This is a genomic window from Photobacterium angustum, assembly GCF_003026365.1.
Classification (GTDB): Bacteria; Pseudomonadota; Gammaproteobacteria; order Enterobacterales; family Vibrionaceae; genus Photobacterium; species Photobacterium angustum.
In genome coordinates this window covers 1-18,403 of record NZ_PYOM01000008.1, presented here as the reverse complement: position 1 = coordinate 18,403, position 18,403 = coordinate 1, and the positions used below count along the sequence as shown (strand labels likewise).

The following is an 18,403-nucleotide window of genomic DNA, read 5'->3' as shown; positions in this document are numbered from 1 at the left end:
ACTCCTACCAGCGACAATTTTCACGCATCGGCTCTAAGGCCTCTGCTAGATTGGAGTTATCAAATTCCAGATGATCAATATCAGCCACATTTGAACGTAAAATTAATTGCGGTGAAGAAATCATCGCTTTTATTGCTCTAATAGCAGGTAAACCTCGACCTGAACGTAATACATACCCTGTTTCATCACTCATCCACTCTTGTGTAATAACAGGAGAACCCGGTATTGATAGTTCAACTTTTCCTGCCTCAACCGGAGTCGGTAAGATCAATTCAGCACGGGTGATTTTTTCATAACACTCCAACATCAAAATTGGGGCTTTCTGATCTTTTAACTGCCCTGATGAACGAACAGCAGTAGACGTTAACCACATTCGAGAAGCCTGATTACTGCTGTCTAACTGATGAAAAATAAACCCTGATCTTTTATCTCGTTTTTTCTCACTATCAACGGCACGAAACCATGATGATGGATATTTCACATCTGCTTGACTGATCGACACTTGCTCTACAGGTGTGTTAAAAATAGCGTCAAAGCACTGTAACCGCTCAAGTTTAGAAGAGATATCACGACAAGCTTCAGCGCGATTCAACTTGGTTAGCGTACTCGGTTGAGAAAAAACAGACACAGAAAAGGTGTTCAACCCGATTAGTAACGTATATATCATCCACGACTTTTTCATTTAAACTGGATCTCCAACTTTTGACACTTATGTGCAAGTGTTCGTTTAGGTAAACCCAGGCTTTCAGCCGCTTTTGCACGATTACCGTTATATTGCTTTAATCGCTCGTTAATGATGGCTTTCTCATACAGTTCCACTGCAATGCGTAAATCATCTATGCTTGAAAAATCGTCTTTTGGCGCAACCGAGTCTTTTACAGGAAGGCTAATATCTAAAGGTAATTTTGCTACAAATACCTTTTTTTGAATAAAATCATCACATTCAGTTTGTACACAAGCCACTTCTATTAACGAACGTAATTCACGGACATTACCGGGAAAACTCATTTCTTTAAGGTGATCTAAAGCCTTGGGAGATAAACCCAAAATATTTCGTTGTTCACGATTGTTATATTGCTGGATAAAGTAAGTAGCTAACTCTTCAATATCACCCTTTCGATCATTAAGACTTGAGAGCAATAATGGGTATTGATAAATGCGATAATAAAGATCTTGTCTAAAACCACCATCATTTACACTTTGACGTAAATTTACATGCGTTGCAGCGATCAAACGAAAATTAGAAGATTGCTCTTTATTAGAGCCAATCGGGCGATATTGGCATGTCTCAAGCACACGTAAAAGCTTCGCTTGAAGGCCTAAAGATAACTCTCCAATTTCATCTAAAAATAATGACCCACCGTTAGCTTGAGCAATCAGTCCCTTACGGTTAGCTACCGCGCCAGTGAATGCCCCTTTTTCATAACCGAACAGTTCACTTTCTAACAAGCTTTCAGGTATTGCCGCACAGTTAATCGCTACAAAAGGCTCTTTACATCGATCCGATAAGCTATGTAGTGCTTTTGCGACTAACTCTTTACCCGTTCCGGTTTCACCTTGAATAAGTACACTAAGGTTTGAGCCAGCAGCCACTGTTATTTGTTCTCGTAACTGTTTCATTACAGAGCTGCTTCCAATGAGCTTGCATGTCATATCTGACCATGCGCTCTTTTTCTGATGCTCTGCTTTTAGTCGTGTAATCGAGTCACTAAGTTGCTTTTTATGAGAAGACTGCGCATCCATATCCCTAATGAGTAACCACTGAGAGATAAAGGCACTGCTAAACTCACGCCAGTTTTCATCAGATAATAAATCGTTAATCTGCTTTTGTTCACCGATTAATACTTGAATAGCTGTCACATGGTTTTGACTATTCATTAAAGGAACAATAAGCAAACTACTTGATGCATCTACTTGCGAAGATAACTGCTTAAACGAATCATTTTGTTGCCAATAAACCAATTGTTGGCGATCCAGTAAAACAACTGACGCTTGCTGAAGTACATGTGAAAAGGGATGATCAAAATCATTTACATCCCATACCCACGATTGATTTTCTGTCGCAAATAAAGTGCGACCGTCATCCGTCGGATAGATGATATAACTGGCCGTTAATGCAAGCTCTTCTTTTAACGCACTATTATAGAAATCAGTGAGTGTAGCTCGGTCACGATAACCTATTAATGCTGAGGTATAATGAAACCACTGCTGCATAACAATTACTCCACCTCACTGCAGAACTCGCCATTTTCTACCGTTAAGCAAATACGTGTAATCGCTTCACGATGAGCAAGTTTATTTAACAAAGCTAAAGAGACTGGCGGTAACATCTGCCCTTCAATGATCGCTTCTAACATACGTGCACCATTTTCAGAGCGCGTTGCACGTTGAAGTATTTCTTCAACAAGGCATGGTTCAATAACAACTTCCGCCTTATAACGAGAAGTTAATAACTTCTCTAATCGTGAGAGTTTTCCTCGAACAATTTGTGCTAAAACGTCCTTATTCAGAGGTAAATAAGGCACTACCTCCATACGCGCTAACAATGCGGGTTTAAAGAAATTCGCCAACTCTGGATACATCTTTTCTTCGATCAGTTCTGGCTGCTCTGCATAATCAACAATGGTCTGATAACCAAGGTTTGATGTTAGGAAGAACAAGATATTTTGACAATCGATTAAACGCCCTTCGCCATCAGCAAGTTCGCCTTTATCGAAAGCTTGATAGAACAAATTCAAGACTTCAGGGTGTGCTTTTTCTACCTCATCAAGTAAAACAATTGAATAAGGCATCTTTCTGATAGATTCAGTTAATACGCCACCCTCACCAAAACCGACGTAGCCTGGGGGTGAACCAATAAGACGAGAAACAGTGTGCTTTTCCTGATATTCAGACATATTTATGGTGGTTAAGAATTGCTGCCCACCATATAACTGCTCAGCTAATTGAACCACAGTCTCTGTTTTACCCACACCACTTGGACCAACTAATAAAAATGCACCTTGAGGTCGGCCTGGACGACGAAGATCAGCACGCGCAGTCAATAAATGGCGATGAATACTTGCCAGTGCGATATCCTGACCTTTAATCATCGCACTTAATATAGAGGGCAACTCAGTAATTTTGGCTAACTCATCAGTATTCATCTGATCGACAGGTACTCCCGTCCAGTCAGCAATGACTTGTGCAATTTGCGCCGCATCTACCTCTGGGTAAATAAGCAACTCGTCATGAGGAACGAGTGCTAATTGAGAATAAAGATCGACTAATCGATTCTGTAATTCATCAACCGACAAGCAAGATTCATCAACATCGTTTTGCTCTGGCAAGAGATCAGCAATCGGCGATAAGATCTGTTGGCGTGTCTCGATAATCTCAGTAACAAGTTCTTTTTGTTGCTGCCAATCTTTATAGAGAGATTCACACTCAACTTGTTCTTCTAAATCTTTTTCTAGTAATGCCGATAGTCGCTCTTCATCAACAGCTTTGCCTAACAACTGCTGACGATTGATCATTTGAATTTCAAGCTGACGTTGATAAGTACCACTTTCAATCTCAGAAATTCTGCGAGGAGGCGCTGTAAGATTAATAGCAATACGTGCACAAGCCGTATCTAAGACATCAATTGCCTTATCGGGAAGTTGACGGCCAGATACATAACGAGCAGACAATTCTGCTGCCGCACGTAGCGCATCATCACTGATCAATACATTATGCGCATTTTCATAAACACAGTGCAGACCACGCATAATATCAACAGCTTGCTCGGTTGTTGGCTCATCCAATTTAACTAACTGGAAGCGTCGAGTAAGGGCTGGATCTTTCTCAAAGTACTTTTTGTACTCTTTCCACGTTGTTGCCGCAATTGTACATAATTCACCACGAGCTAAAGCTGGTTTAAGTAAGTTCGCAGCATCACCACCACCCTCTTGATTACCAGCACCAATCAAAGTGTGAGCTTCGTCGATGAAAAGAATGATCTTCACTGGTGAATTTTTTACTTCATCAATCACTGACTTCAAGCGTTTTTCAAATTCACCTTTTACTGATGCTCCTGCTTGCATAAGCCCTAGATCAAGTAACCATAGCTCAACATTCTGAAGCTGCTCTGGCACTTTGCCCGATTCAATGCGTGAAGCGAGACCTTCAATAACGGCACTCTTTCCAACACCAGCATCACCGACCACGATGGGATTGTTTTTGCGTCGACGACATAAAATATCAATCATTAGATTAATTTCATTATCGCGGCATAAAACAGGATCTAACTTACCTTGGCGAGCTTGCTCTGTAACATTTGAACAAAAACGATTAAGCGCACTATCACCAGAGTTTACATTTAGCGGCGCTTTTGTTTCGCCAGAATTTACAACAGGTGTTTCAGCAGAGTCCGCTACAAGTGATGTGAACTCTTTACGTAAAGCCTCTCGATTAATATTTTCAAAGGCTTTTACTAGGCTAAAACTTAAATAACGATCGGGGCGAATAAGTGCTGCCAAGAAAATAAGACCCGATCTTAACTCTGCTTCATTCATTTCTGTTGATGCTAATAACCATGCATCTTGAAGTAGTTCAACCAGTAAAGGTGAAAAGCTCGGATATGTATCATTCCCTTTATCATGCGGCATTGCATCACCACACAACTGCTTAACAACATCCGTTTTTAAATTAACTTGTTCAAGTAAAACCCTAATATCTGATAAAGGATTTTCTAGAATAGAAAATAAAAGGTGCTCAATAGTAACTTCATTATTTTCACGGCTCATACATAACGATGAAGCCTGTTCTAATGCAATTTTTGTTTGTGCATTTAATTTATTGATGAGTACAGGGAGTTCTATTCTGATCACAATGAAGTCCTATTGAAGAATGTGATTAAGCTGTGTTAAAACATCTAAAGATTTATTATTAAGTAAGATTGAATACGCGATATAAATAGCAACCCAAGATAGCCCAAAACCTGTAAATACAGCCCAAAGAGGAATCTGTCTTGTTAACTTATATTTTTTTTGTGCAACATGTTTTGTTGCGGTAGTTAACGGTTTCGGTTCTTTATCTATTCTTCTTAACGTTTCATAAAGATTTGAAACGACTTTATCAAACGCTTCTTGACCATTATTCATCACCTTATATCGACCTTTAAATCCTTGCATTAAACAAAGATAAATAAACATCAATAAATCATGATAACGTTCAGGCTCAGTCATTAATCGAGATAAGATCGAGAAAACTTTTTCTCCACCCCATGTTTCATTATGAAAACGAGTCAGCAATGAATGTTCAGCCCATATGCTATCCGCTCCCCAAGAAGTACTCATTACCGCTTCATCGATAAAGGAGCAGAGAACATAGCGATAAGCTAGAATCACAGCATGATCATAACCTGCTTCGGTAAGCTCTACCTCTATCGCTTTAATTTCTTCAACAACTTGATGATAAATTTCTTCAATATTATCGCAGCTACTTAAACTACGAATGCGTGACGTCATGCCCATTATCGGCGTTGCTGCATCAATCAATAAATTAATATTGCTACCGCGTAATTGGAACCAAAAGTCCTGATCAAGATTTGTATTTTCTACATTGTCATACAGTAAATCATCATAGTGCGTGTCGCGTATACGGCCTTTCTTTTGAATAGTATGATCCATCATCATTAGCTCCTGATTGCCCAAAATTGAAGATCAAGTTCAGGGAAATCACCTGCAACATGGAATGCAAAACCACTTGAATTATTAAGCATCAGCCAAGCTTGGCTCGTCTTGTCCAATTTAAAGTACGTGTATCCAGCGTGGTAAGGTAATTGACGTGGAGCCACAGGCAATGGCGACAATGGAATACCAGGTAACTGCAATGAAATAAGTTCACGAATCTTTTCAACAGACGCAATTTTTGTTTGGTGCATAAATAACTTACGTAACTCTTCCTGCGGAATACGAGCACGTACAGCCAAGATAAACTCAGCATCAGTAACCAAGTTAGTGTCCTGAATCGATGCCACCATGAGACCGTATTTTCTTTTCTGCAATTGAATAGATACTGCACGAGGCTCAAGAACAATACTCAATGCCTGTCGTAACATAGACATAACAGGCATAAATGCGTGCTCAGGCATGTCATGGTTATAACTTGCAAACTCTGGCGTCATACGACTTTCATCTGTAAAAGTGGCTAGTTCACCACAAAATGAAGTGAGTTCCTGATATAACTCTTCAGGATGAATACTACGTAAATGCGCGATATGCTGAAGCCTTGGCTGCATGCGATTAAGCATCTGAAGTAACATGAAATCTGCCACATCGGCAACGCCACCTTGATTAGGAGAGCCTAAACGTAATGCAATATTTTTTGCTCGCTCTCTCATTAAACCTGCCATTTCACCGACAAAGCGCTGTAATCGAGGTACTGCTTTCACATTTAAATGGCAAGGAATAAAGTTGTCGTCCAACATCACACTGCCATCAGGACGTTTTTCTAAAATTCGTGCAATAGCAATAGACGCGTAAGCACTTCGGTCATCCTTACCAAGCAATAGGCGAACACTTGTTGAGCCGACGTCCATTAAGCAGCTGTCACCTTGAATGGATTGGATATCTCTAACTTCTTCACGTTTAGATTTATAACGTGTCATACCACCCGCAGTCTCATTCCAACTAACTTCCGCTAGTGAATCACTACGTAAAGGGATCGCTAAATAAATAATTTGATTGGCTAATGAACTATCAGTAACTTCCAACGCATCAGGCAACATGTCTTGCTGAGGAATATTAAAAGGTGTGCCGTCAGGCATAATACCAGCCGCACGCTCAATGGCGATGCGACCAAAACTTAGGTATTCCAAATTTAAGCTTAATTCTGTTATTCCATATAAATAGAGACTTACAGAATTAAGCCTTTCATCAATGATGCTTTCAAAATAGCGCTGCTGTTGTTGAAAGTGTTGAGGTTTAATAAATAAACCTTCATTCCATATTACTCGGTTTTTTGATGACATCTACTCAACCCTATCTAGCACAACTTGATTATCTTTTAAATAAATAAGTAAGTGATAATCACGACCTAACGTTTTTACTTTTACAGACTTTTTCCAATCACTATTATCGCTATCAGAAAATAAAGCCATCACACCGATATAACGCGTGTCTTCATCTAATTTAATTTCTTCGACGAACTTAAATTTATTCGGTAGCACTACATAATCATAAACATCAACATAATTACTCTTTAGTGCTTTTTTATATTCAAAAGCTAGCTGATCATAAGATGCTGAATTAAACATAGAGTCATCTTCAAGTTCGAAAACTTTTAATTCAACAGGTGAGGCTTCATTATTCCCATTCGTATTTATTGAATCGGTACTCACCATGCTGATTGTTATCGTACTTGGCTCTGATGCCGGATCATATTTAGAGCTACAACCCATCAACGTTAAGGCAAAAATAAAAACCATATGGAACAAAGACGACGATTTCATCCTGCTACACCTCTTGTTGTTTATCACGCAGGTTCTTATCGTAAGATTGATCAAAGATCTCCCAGAATAACTTTTCAAATCCATGCTGACGATTTGAAGTCAATTCCTTATGATAACTTTGATACATTTCCCAAGCCCATGCTTCTGGTGATTCACCAACCGATTGGCCAGGACGACGATAACGTAAAAATCTACGCATCAACACTTCAGGTGAAAAGGCTTGAATAATTTGATTCAGTGCTTCGCTAATTGCAGTATGTACAGCATCATTATGATCTTTAACTGTTCGAAGACTTTCTTCAATGGCTGCTGGTGCAGATAAGTGAACAAGGCTACGTTGGCTATCAAACATAACCTGTACCGTTTCGTCATAATTTAAACCAAGTCGTAACGGGTTATCTTCAATAGGTTGTAAGTTCTTATTCATCACACCATATCGACTGGTGTTAACTTGTTGATGAAGTTCTATTAACCCTTTAACTGCGGCTTGTAATGATGCCCCCATCTCTTCAGATAGCATTTGCATTTCAGCTAAATCATCACTGTTATTCGTTCTAACACCTAAACCACGAAATAGCGGACCCGTTAATAAATGGTTTTCATCTGTTGCTACCATCGAATGATTATTCGAACCAGAAAAACCTCGTCCCATTTCTTCTTCAAGTAGATCCAGCGTGTTATCGTCCATTTTTAGTTCCTTGCTATTTAGAGTTGTCGCTATGTATCCCGATGATTTTTCATCAGCATTCAACGTAGATTTAAAACCGCTTAATGTAATAGCAGATGTTGTGTCATTTTCAGTATCTGCTTGTATTGTCTGGACGTCACCGATCCACGAATCACATTCAGAAATTAATGACTGTGTATTATTAAGAGATGCTGCTGGTTTATTTCGTGTGATTAACGATTCCACTTCTGCTTTATGTTTGAGTTGATCGAGTGCTAATAATGGATCATCGACATTCGCTTTTTGTTCTTTGGTAGTGACATCCAACTCATCGCCAAATAAATCAATATCAGTTGATTTAGATAGCATCTCTTCAATGTCTTTATCATTTTCAGTGCATGCTTCACCGATAGAAACACGAATTAAATAAGGACCAATTGAAATAACATCATTTTCATTTAAACGTGCATGCTTTTGCCAACCAATCGGCATTGAAGCACCATTGATATAGGTTTGATTCGAAATATCAGTGATACAAAAACAGCCATCAATCAGTGTGATCTGACAGTGAACCGGTTCCAAAACTCCGTCTCTATCAGCTAGGTGCCAAAAACTCGATGAACTAGAACCAATCGTGCCACCAGCAGATGAAAATTCTTTCGTTGCCGACAAACCCGGTTCTAAGAACCGAGTATTAGTAACTTTTAACTTTAGTCGTTGTTGTTCCGCCATTTTTAGCCCCTTTACTGACGAACTTGTATACAAACTTTACGGTTGTTATTCGTCTCACCTAAGAAAGAAGACCAACCTAGCGACAGCGTTGAGCCTTGTATCAATTGCAATGAAGGTACTTCGTCTTCTTTAAGTTCTAACTCCAGGTCAAATGCCATTTGCTCACGAAGAATAAATTCGACCAGCTTACAAAACGGCTGGTACTCTTTACCTGATGGTAAAAAATCATTGAATCGTGATTGAGTAAGATCTTTAATCTCAATAACAAATTTTCCCGTACAATCACGAACAGTCGAGCCAATAATCGTACTTTCACCTAACTCACAGTTTGCATTTCCAAGACACATTCGTTGATGATTTGGTATGTCTACTTTTCGCTCTACCCACTGACGAATAACAACGTTATCCAAATCAAAACAATGCGAAATGATACCTGCAACAATTTGTGGGGAACGACTTCTACCAGCTAATGTGCCGGCGTATGAGAGCATTTTCCCCCAGTTAATTGCAGTTTCACCACGAAGGTCTTCATCAGCCAAACCGACTAAAGCAAATAACTGAGAAGAGAAGACATCACTGGCATTTTCTTTAAACCGAATGTAATAACGGTATTTACGCCAAATTCGATATACCAACGCCAATAGTCGGTTATTAAAGAAATCGAGAAAATGTCGTCTTAACCCCGTTTCACTCTCAGATGCTATTTCTTCTAATAAAAAGCCAGGTAATGGCGATTGAGCACCATTTAATCCAAAGAACGTCGTTTCTAAACAGAAACCACCTTGCTCCAACATCTCTAATTTTGAAATATCACTCGCAGCAAACCCTAAACTCGGATTGGCTTTAAACAGTAAACGACAATGCGTTTCCCAACCTTCGGTTTCAGGATCTTCATCAGCTAAGCGCTGTAAAAGCTCTACTAATTGATAAAAGTCATAAGACCGAACTTGTTGCTCTAATATTGCTAATTGATCGGATGCAAGATGGTCACAATCAAGATCTATATCAAAGGCTGTAGACCCGTCTGCGTTCCCCATGAATATCGTTCCTGATTGACACTGTTAATTACAATAAGCTCATGAAATGAATTGATACTTGCATATAAAGAAAAGAAGCGACTCAACACACTTCCAAACAAATATAAATCCCCTTCAGAGCTGAACGCTTCTTCGTTAAGCACTAACTCAGACAGTAAACCTCGAACAGGTAATCCTTTGATGATCCGTTCAATCGGCTTAGATGTAATTTTTACGATCCCATCAAGTCTTTGTTTAGCAACACGTTCAGCTTGTCTATCGACAAGTGCTCTAAAGTCATATGCTCGAAGTACAGAACACAGTGCATCTTTCGAAAGCAATGAAAGATAGTTAAGCGATAAATTTGAAATCAATGTCCACAACAAGCTGCCATCTAACGTCGGCCTTAACGGCTGTGTTGGTTCTGTGATGTTAGAAAATGTCACAAAAGATGGTGAACTATTTGTTTGCACACAAATATCACCGACCCCTAACTCCAATGGCAATTGTCGATTCGTACACGTTAACTGCAATGAAATCGCTTCACTGGTTCCGACATTTAGCGTTTCATCCCCACGAACAAATGAAATGTAATGATCAAAACCATCATTTCTTACACTCTCTCTCACTCTTGCGCGGTAATAGAGTGCTAATCGGTGGCGGGAACGTTCGATTTCATGTTGAAAACTTTCAAAAGAGGTATAAACACGCTTTTGCCCCTTTGAACGTAACTTATGATCCTCTTGTCGCCCCTCTACATGATCAATACTAAAAATTTCATAATGAGCAGGTAGACGACTTGATGGTGCAATGCGATATTCCGCCCGCTTTCCCGTTAAATCGATAGGATCAGAATCATGAGTAAATAGATTGATAATCGGTGTACAAAATAGTTTAAAGCTATCTTTACGTACGCGAACATCGGCAGGTAGCGTTCTTGAAAAAATAAATTTCAATTGAAACTTTCCACCCATATCCGGTGTGATATAACGATCAAGATTAACCAAATCACCAAATAAAAATGCATCTGGAAACGTTAAGTACTCTTGTAAAATACGATAACCTTCATAAACATTTTTTGGATATGGCATTACCGCATCAGCAGTATCAAAGCCACGGCTTTTAAATTGTGATGCAGGAATCGATATCGTTTTATCACCACACACTAATTCAATATGTGATAAATAATGGTTTAGCCATAAATACAGCATCTGCGCGCTGTACTGATGTCCACCTAAGAACAATGACAGCGTTTTTAGATCTATATCAGGTAAACCTTGTTCGCCTAATACATCGAAATTTAAATCAATGATTGACGACTCCCGGCTATGGGTAGTCGCAACATCAACCAACTCCAAAGGATAAATATCTAGGTTTCGGCAAGTTCTAAACCGACAAACAGTATCGAACACCGCTTCACTATCAACATCTGTATTGGCTGGTATTGTTTGACGAACACTTATTGCTTTTTCAATAGGTGTAAATTGAACAATACTAAAGCTTGGTACAGGCCTTAAGTAATTAGGCCAAAGCATGTTGATTATAGAATGTGTGAGCTCAGGAAATTCATCTTCAACTTTTTCACGCAAACGAGCCGTTAAAAAAGCAAAGCCCTCTAATAATCGTTCAACATCAGGATCTGTATTTTTCCCTTGTAAAAAACGAGATAATTGAGGATGTACTTCAGCAAAAGCAACGCCTTGCTCTTTTAAAAAAGCAAGCTCATCCCTAAAATATTTTTCTTGTGACAAAGTTACATTACTCTGTATTTACGACTATTATCCAACATCAAATCAATACGCACCGAGTTATGCAGTGCTCTTGAATTAATACATGCTGTAATATGAAAGAAAATATTTAATGGACTTTCATCATTTGGCACATATTGAATATCAATCTTGTCTAAACGTGGCTCGTAGCGCTCAAGACAATGACGAATTGCCAGCTTAATTTGTAATGCCAGATCATGCGTACCTAAAGTTGCATCATTAAAATCAATTAATCCTAAATGTGGCGCGCATAGTGCTTCACCCAAACGAGTGTTAAGTAATTGCGCAACATTGCGTTTAATTGAGCTTAAAACATGTTTAGAATCTGGCCCTTTCGTCATCACTTTTCGTGGCGCGTTAGTCTCTAAGCGTTCAAAGAGACTAACACCATAAGCCCTATCTTCTAGTTCTATATAAGACATTGAAATTATGCCTGATCTAAACGACCAACTAGTGATAACTCAAAGTTTGCGCCCATGTATTTAAAGTGAGGACGAACAGACAATGCCACTTGGTACCAACCTGGATCACCCTCAACATCAAGCACTTCAATTTTCGCAGCACGTAAGGGACGGCGACTACGAACATCAGCGGGTGGGTTTTCCTGATCAGCCACAAATTGTTTAATCCATGCGTTCAATTCACGCTCAAGATCTTGACGCTCTTTCCAAGAACCAATTTGTTCACGTTGTAATACTTTCACATAGTGCGCTAAGCGGTTAATGATCATCATATAAGGCAATTGAGTACCTAATTTGAAGTTCATTTCAGCTTCGCGCCCTTCTTTCGTATTAGGGAACACTTTTGGTTTCTGAACTGAGTTTGCAGAGAAGAATGCAGCGTTATCACTACCTTTACGCATGGTTAATGCAATAAAACCTTCTTCAGCTAATTCAAATTCTTTACGATCTGTCACTAACACTTCTGTTGGGATTTTTGCTTGTAATTCACCCAAAGATTCAAATAAATGAACAGGTAAATCTTCAACAGTACCGCCACTTTGAGGACCGATGATATTTGGACACCAACGGTATTGAGCAAAGCTATCAGTTAAACGTGAAGCCAAAGCAAAAGAGGTATTACCCCATAAGTAGCTTTCGTGTGAATCACTCACGTTTTCACGGTAATTAAATGTTTTAGTTGGGTTCTCTTCTGGATCGTATGGGGTACGAAGAAGAAAACGTGGAGCCGTTAATGCAAGGTAACGAGAATCTTCAGATTCACGTAATTGTCGCCATTTAATATAGCGAGGGCTGTCAAATGTTGCTTTTAAATCTTTAATATTTGGTAAATCTTCAAAAGATTCGATACCAAAGAATTCTGGTGCTACACCTGAGATAAATGGAGCATGAGCCATTGCTCCCACAGCACCAATGTATTGCAGTAGCTTAATATCAGGTGATGATGGAGTGAATGCGTAATTACCAATGATAGCGCCAATAGGCTCACCACCGAATTGTCCGTATCCAGACGAATATACATGCTTGTATAAACCAGATTGAGACGTCTCTGGCGCAAACTCGAAGTCGTCTAAAAGCTCTTCTTTAGTCGCATGCAATAATTCAATTTTATTGTTTTCACGAAAATCAGTACGATCAACAAGCATCTTCACACTACGCCAAGCTGATTCAACCTTTTGAACCTCTTCACAGTGTAAAATTTCATCCATTTGCGCACTGATCTTACTGTCTAACTCAACAAGCATCTGATCAACAAGTCCTTTATTGACTTGTTCTACACCAGCATTACCCAGTAAGTTTTCAATAAATGCAGCCACCCCTTTCTTGGCAATATCATAACCTTCATCGGACGGAGTCATGCGTGTTTGAAGCATAATTTCATCAAGTAAACTGCTTTCAGTTGTACTTGAAGATTCAAGTGTTTTTTGTAAAGACATTTATCGTTCTCTTAAAATTAAAGCCAAAAGAAAATTACTATTTCTCACCTTCACCACTAACAAGCTGTAACTCGTTAAGTAGCTTTTCACGTGACTCGTCAGATTCAATTAGCTCTTGAAGACGAGAACGAAATGCTGGAATATTTCCAAGTGGCCCTTTTAAAGCAACTAATGCTTCTCTTAATTCAATCAGTTTTTTTAATTCTGGAACTTGTTGACTGATTGCATCAGGAGAAAAATCATTAAGACTTTTAATTGAAAGATTAATTGATAAGTCAGAATCATCGTCTGAAAGTTTGTTTTTCACAGAAGTTGTCAACGATAATTTACTTTCACGCATAACAGATTCAAAGTTATTTTTATCAACTGAAACGGCTTTACGCTCTTCAATAGGTTTATCTTCCCCATCACCTTTAAATTCACCCACAACAAGTGTTTTTAATGGTAGCTCTACTTCAGATTGAACATCACCTTTGTGAGGAACATATTTTATATTAATACGTTCTTTAGGTGCGACGGTGCCTTCTTTAGACATTTTAAACCCCGTTATTTTTATTATTTACAACGAATAGATAAACCAGCAGATTTAACATCTTTAACAAATTAAAAATGAATTTTATAAAAATGAAAATGTTATTTTAATTAAATGTGCTTTATTACTTATATTATTTTCCAACCAACAAAAATGCTTTTAGACAACAAATAATGCTCGCAGCAAATTAAATAGTAATTGCCGTTGCATATCAAGCCAAAGTGTATAGATTTTGAGGCATTAACATATATTAATATATACAAATGAGATTTTTAACAAATTGAAACACAACATAAAAATAAATAATTTCAACACCTTAAGCCCAGTAGGTGCACATTAATGCTAAGTACCAGACTAAAACACTCCGTTTATTTAACATATTGATTAAATTAATAAAAACCAAAATAACGTGACACCGCTCCCAAAAAGCAAACTATAATATAAAACTTTCAGCATAAAAATGTGCTGCATTCTATTAATAATTTATAGGATCTAATTAATATAACAGAATAGAATAAAGGATATAATTTTAATAATACTTTGCCCTTTCTCACTAATAAAAAAATGTAAGTAATAAGTTTGAAGCAATGTCTGACATTTAACATTCGAGCAAGATCTTGCCCGTTTCGTTATTAACAAGCTCCATTAAAAAAAGAGATTGTTAAATAAATTTATTATTTACATTTTACTAACCATCTCTATTGCGTGTTTTTTATTTATTAGCCATTTTTTTAAGCCCTTAATCATTGCTTATTCAGATGACAAATCATTACCAATAAAAATTCTTTAATCACGAAAGCAAGCAAGATCTTGCTCAAATCGAGCAAGATCTTGCCCGACCGGGCAATATGTTGCTCAATATTTGAAAGCACAAAAATGCAAAACCATTACTTTTCATACAGTTAAGAGTTGGCACACTTCATGCTTTAACAGCACGTCATCACAGCATAGGCTGTGTAATTTACTCCATCATAAAATAGGATATTAAGATGCCAACTCCTTGTTATATCGCAATCCAAGGCCAAACTCAGGGTAATATTACAGCGGGTGCATTCACGCCTGATTCTGTCGGTAACATCTATGTTGAAGGTCACGAAGACCAAATGCTTGTTCAAGAATTCAAGCACGTTGTTACTGTTCCTACAGACCCACAATCAGGTCAGCCTTCAGGTCAACGTGTTCACAAACCATTTAAATTTACCGTGGCACTGAACAAAGCTGTGCCTCTGATGTACAACTCATTGGCATCAGGTGAAATGCTACCGTCTGTAGAGCTGAAGTGGTACCGCACATCGGTTGAAGGTAAGCAAGAGCACTACTTCACTACAACGCTGACCGATGCAACGATTGTTGATATCAACACCCACATGCCACACTGCCAAGATTCATCAAAAGAAGACTTCACTCAGCTTATCGAAGTATCAATGGCTTACCGTGCAATTAACTGGGATCACACGGTATCTGGCACATCTGGTGCTGATGACTGGCGTGCACCGCTAGAAGCGTAATAGCACTCAACTATGTATCAGCCTACACAACTGTGTAGGCTGCTTTTCGTTTATGCCTTTGCTAAATACGCCGCAAGGCCGACGTTAGCAAAGGTTTAATCACGAGGTCAGTATGGCAACAAAAACGGGGTTACAATTTACATTTGAAGTGGAGGGACTCGATGCGGAAGCCTTCGCCGTCACGCAATTTTCAGGCACTGACAGCCTGTCTTTACCTTTCGCCTTTACCATCGACTTAGCCAGTCGTCACCCTGCCTATACGCCGCAAGAGACCGTCGATAACACGGCCACGCTCACGGTCTGGCGAGACGGTGAACAGCAACAGCAATGGCATGGCATTATTCGACGTTTTACCCAAGGTGACACAGGCCATCACCACACCTTGTATCAGGTGGAATTTGTACCGCCAGCAGCCCGCCTCGCGTTGCGCCACAATAGCCGTATCTTTCAAACACAAACGGTGCCTGAAATTATCTCGGTGCTATTACAAGAATTAGGGATTACCGATGTTGATTTCGTTTTAACGCGAGATTACGTGCAGCGTGAATATTGCGTCCAGTACCGTGAAACAGATTTAGCCTTTATCGACCGCATTGCCGCAGAAGAAGGCCTGTTTTACAGCTTTGTCCATGATAATAAAAAGAATACCCTGCGCTTTTCCGATGACACCCAAAGTGCCGCTCGACTGGCGGCACCACTGCCTTATAACAGCCGCAGTGGTGGGCAAAGTGGCATGCCTTTTGTGCGCACCTTTGCTCGCCATACGCAAATTCGCCCATCATCAGCGCAACTCAAAGATTACAGCTTTAAAAAGCCGGCTTATAGCTTCTTACAAACGGTCAATGCGAAAGAAGCCGATTACCAGCAAGCCAATTACGAACATTACGATTACCCAGGGCGTTATAAAGACGATGCCAGCGGTAAGCCGTTTACTTCTTTTCGACTCGAATCATTACGTCGTGATGCCAATACAGCCTACGGTGAAAGTAACATCCATGGCTTAGTGGCTGGGGTGAACTTCACTCTCCAAGAGCATAATGATGAACAGTGCAATGCCGAATGGCTCGTGGCGGCGGTTAACCATGTGGGCACGCAACCACAGGCATTAGAAGAAGCTGGCGGGCAAGGTGTAACAACCTATAACAATGATTTTATTGTGATACCCGGTCATCGCCCATGGCGAGCCTCCTACACGGCTAAGCCTCGTGTAGACGGCCCACAAATTGCGATGGTTGTAGGCCCTGAAGGCGAAGAGATTTACTGTGATGAATACGGTCGGGTAAAAGTCCAGTTCTCATGGGATAGATACAGTAACAGTGATGACAATGCGAGTTGCTGGATACGTGTTTCCCAAGGTTGGGCGGGTAGCCAATATGGCATGCTCGCACTACCCCGTGTTGGTCATGAAGTGATTGTTGATTTTCTGGAGGGTGACCCAGACCAACCGATTATCACAGGCCGTACTTACCATGCGACCAACAAGCCCCCTTACCCGTTACCTGCCAATAAAACCCGCACGGTATTGCGTACAGAAACGCACCAAGGTGATGGCTATAACGAGCTGCGCTTTGAAGATCAAGCAGGCAAAGAAGAAATCTACGTTCACGCGCAAAAAGACGTGAATACCTTGGTGGAAAACGATCGCAAAGACGACATCAAACACGATTTACACCTGGATGTAGACAATGAACGCTTCACCCACATTAAAACCCATGACCACCTGACCGTCGACGGTGAAAGCCGTACACATGTAAAAGCCGATCAAACACTTGTTGTTGATGGCAACTTACACATGAAACAAGGCCAAGCATTATTGGTAAATGCGGGTAATGAAGTACACCTTAAAGCTGGCTCAAAAGCCGTGATTGAAGCGGGTGCTGAAATCACGCTGAAGGCTGGCGGCAGCTTTATCAAAATAGATGCATCTGGCGTTTCAATTTCGGGGGCAGCCGTCAACATCAATGCAGGTGGCAGTGCGGGCAGTGGCTCTGGCTTTGGGGGTTTATCACCGTTATTACCGGGTGCGGTTGAAGCCGCCCCACAATTAGAACAAGTTCCCTTACTCTTTTCAGAAGCACTTTTAATGGCAAGCCAAGCGAATGTCCCGCTTTTACCTCTTTGCGGTTTGCAAACAGATGGTCAATGCCAACGTGGAGAGCAATGTTTATGCAAGAAATAACAACTCAAACATTAACTCAAAACACCATACCAACACTTCTTAATAGTGGTTTTAAGCTATACATCGTTATTGAAAATTTGAATTTAAGCAATCTATGTGATCTGACTAAAGGTGATGAGAAGGAAGCCCTATTTATTAATACTCGCTTCTCCTCCGTGATGGAGGCAAGCCCATATTTAGTTTGTCTTAATCACCTCAACAATGATCTTCTTAATCACATTCTTAAAGAACTCAGTGGAGTAATTATTGCTTCTACACATACGCTACAACAAATAAGACAGCACTTATCACACTATTTAGAAGTGAACAGTGAAGAACTTGGTGCAACCTATTTGAGATTTTATTCACCCAGCGTCTGTAAATCGTTAATAGAAGAACAACCGGAAATATTTTATGGCTTTCAAGTTATCACTCCTTTAATGAACAGAAGCCAATGGGGTTATTGTAAGTTTCAACAATACAACCTAGAAAAAAGACCAATAAACATCAGTAAAAAAACAGTAGAAATTATGATGATTAATCGTTGGGGAGCATGGTTGAGTTTACTACCCGCATGGCAACATAAGACCAACAAAGACATTTTAAAAGGTGCGGAGGCAATAAATGGCTTAGTAAAAAGGCAATTGAAA

General features: G+C 39.6%; 15 protein-coding genes. 3 read left to right on the top strand and 12 right to left on the bottom strand.

What is annotated here, in order from left to right; all coding sequences use genetic code 11:
* Positions 1–4 precede the first annotated feature (4 nt).
* Genes vasI through tssB form a run of 12 tightly spaced genes read right to left on the bottom strand, consistent with a single transcriptional unit; the run spans position 5 to position 14,090 of the window.
* Positions 5–682 (bottom strand): type VI secretion system-associated protein VasI, encoded by a 678-nt coding sequence (gene vasI, locus CTN01_RS09580; protein WP_045150388.1) that lies wholly within the window; start codon positions 680–682, stop codon positions 5–7.
* Positions 679–2,214, bottom strand: a complete 1,536-nt coding sequence (locus tag CTN01_RS09575; protein ID WP_045150389.1) for a sigma-54 interaction domain-containing protein — start codon at positions 2,212–2,214, stop codon at positions 679–681. The genes vasI and CTN01_RS09575 overlap by 4 nt, the downstream gene beginning before the upstream one ends.
* Before the next feature lie 5 nt (positions 2,215–2,219).
* Positions 2,220–4,850: a type VI secretion system ATPase TssH gene (gene tssH, locus CTN01_RS09570; protein ID WP_045150391.1), complete on the bottom strand. Its 2,631-nt coding sequence runs from the start codon at positions 4,848–4,850 to the stop codon at positions 2,220–2,222.
* A 9-nt stretch (positions 4,851–4,859) separates the two neighbouring features.
* Positions 4,860–5,657 carry a type IVB secretion system protein IcmH/DotU gene (icmH, locus tag CTN01_RS09565; RefSeq protein ID WP_107188339.1) on the bottom strand — a complete coding sequence of 266 codons (798 nt, stop codon included), beginning with the start codon at positions 5,655–5,657 and terminating at the stop codon, positions 4,860–4,862.
* Positions 5,657–6,994: a type VI secretion system baseplate subunit TssK gene (gene tssK, locus CTN01_RS09560; RefSeq protein ID WP_045150393.1), complete on the bottom strand. Its 1,338-nt coding sequence runs from the start codon at positions 6,992–6,994 to the stop codon at positions 5,657–5,659. The genes icmH and tssK overlap by 1 nt, the downstream gene beginning before the upstream one ends.
* The gene (tssJ, locus tag CTN01_RS09555; protein ID WP_244156122.1) at positions 6,995–7,474 is read right to left on the bottom strand and encodes a type VI secretion system lipoprotein TssJ; all 480 of its coding nucleotides are present in this window, start codon (positions 7,472–7,474) and stop codon (positions 6,995–6,997) included.
* Between the two features lie 4 nt (positions 7,475–7,478).
* Positions 7,479–8,873, bottom strand: coding sequence for a type VI secretion system-associated FHA domain protein TagH (gene tagH, locus CTN01_RS09550; RefSeq protein ID WP_045150395.1), 1,395 nt, complete (start codon positions 8,871–8,873; stop codon positions 7,479–7,481).
* 11 nt (positions 8,874–8,884) lie between these two features.
* Positions 8,885–9,910: a type VI secretion system baseplate subunit TssG gene (gene tssG / locus CTN01_RS09545; protein ID WP_006644096.1), complete on the bottom strand. Its 1,026-nt coding sequence runs from the start codon at positions 9,908–9,910 to the stop codon at positions 8,885–8,887.
* Positions 9,874–11,640 (bottom strand): type VI secretion system baseplate subunit TssF, encoded by a 1,767-nt coding sequence (tssF, locus tag CTN01_RS09540; RefSeq protein WP_045150396.1) that lies wholly within the window; start codon positions 11,638–11,640, stop codon positions 9,874–9,876. The genes tssG and tssF overlap by 37 nt, the downstream gene beginning before the upstream one ends.
* A gap of 2 nt (positions 11,641–11,642) precedes the next feature.
* Positions 11,643–12,080: a type VI secretion system baseplate subunit TssE gene (tssE, locus tag CTN01_RS09535; RefSeq protein ID WP_045150397.1), complete on the bottom strand. Its 438-nt coding sequence runs from the start codon at positions 12,078–12,080 to the stop codon at positions 11,643–11,645.
* A 5-nt stretch (positions 12,081–12,085) separates the two neighbouring features.
* Entirely contained in the window at positions 12,086–13,555 is a 1,470-nt protein-coding gene (tssC, locus tag CTN01_RS09530) for a type VI secretion system contractile sheath large subunit (protein ID WP_045184862.1), read from the bottom strand.
* A 37-nt stretch (positions 13,556–13,592) separates the two neighbouring features.
* Positions 13,593–14,090 (bottom strand): type VI secretion system contractile sheath small subunit, encoded by a 498-nt coding sequence (gene tssB, locus CTN01_RS09525; RefSeq protein ID WP_006644100.1) that lies wholly within the window; start codon positions 14,088–14,090, stop codon positions 13,593–13,595.
* A 986-nt stretch (positions 14,091–15,076) separates the two neighbouring features.
* Between tssB and CTN01_RS09520 the strand changes: the two genes are divergently transcribed.
* From CTN01_RS09520 to CTN01_RS09510, 3 genes are all read left to right on the top strand, one after another.
* Positions 15,077–15,595 (top strand): Hcp family type VI secretion system effector, encoded by a 519-nt coding sequence (locus CTN01_RS09520; protein WP_005365509.1) that lies wholly within the window; start codon positions 15,077–15,079, stop codon positions 15,593–15,595.
* A 112-nt stretch (positions 15,596–15,707) separates the two neighbouring features.
* Complete coding sequence (locus tag CTN01_RS09515; protein ID WP_107188341.1) at positions 15,708–17,774, top strand: type VI secretion system Vgr family protein; 2,067 nt, start codon at positions 15,708–15,710, stop codon at positions 17,772–17,774.
* Positions 17,762–18,403 (top strand): DUF4123 domain-containing protein (locus CTN01_RS09510; RefSeq protein ID WP_211317079.1); only part of this gene is annotated, 642 nt, incomplete at its 3' end. The genes CTN01_RS09515 and CTN01_RS09510, both read left to right, overlap by 13 nt.

Bases quoted from the DNA above. Each gene is read 5' to 3' on its own strand.
- vasI (WP_045150388.1), bottom strand. From the start codon at position 682: ATGAAAAAGTCGTGGATGATATATACGTTACTAATCGGGTTGAACACC.
- CTN01_RS09575 (WP_045150389.1), bottom strand. From the start codon at position 2,214: ATGCAGCAGTGGTTTCATTATACCTCAGCATTAATAGGTTATCGTGAC.
- icmH (WP_107188339.1), bottom strand. From the start codon at position 5,657: ATGATGATGGATCATACTATTCAAAAGAAAGGCCGTATACGCGACACG.
- tssK (WP_045150393.1), bottom strand. From the start codon at position 6,994: ATGTCATCAAAAAACCGAGTAATATGGAATGAAGGTTTATTTATTAAA.
- tssJ (WP_244156122.1), bottom strand. From the start codon at position 7,474: ATGAAATCGTCGTCTTTGTTCCATATGGTTTTTATTTTTGCCTTAACG.
- tagH (WP_045150395.1), bottom strand. From the start codon at position 8,873: ATGGCGGAACAACAACGACTAAAGTTAAAAGTTACTAATACTCGGTTC.
- tssG (WP_006644096.1), bottom strand. From the start codon at position 9,910: ATGGGGAACGCAGACGGGTCTACAGCCTTTGATATAGATCTTGATTGT.
- tssE (WP_045150397.1), bottom strand. From the start codon at position 12,080: ATGTCTTATATAGAACTAGAAGATAGGGCTTATGGTGTTAGTCTCTTT.
- tssC (WP_045184862.1), bottom strand. From the start codon at position 13,555: ATGTCTTTACAAAAAACACTTGAATCTTCAAGTACAACTGAAAGCAGT.
- tssB (WP_006644100.1), bottom strand. From the start codon at position 14,090: ATGTCTAAAGAAGGCACCGTCGCACCTAAAGAACGTATTAATATAAAA.
- CTN01_RS09520 (WP_005365509.1), top strand. From the start codon at position 15,077: ATGCCAACTCCTTGTTATATCGCAATCCAAGGCCAAACTCAGGGTAAT.
- CTN01_RS09515 (WP_107188341.1), top strand. From the start codon at position 15,708: ATGGCAACAAAAACGGGGTTACAATTTACATTTGAAGTGGAGGGACTC.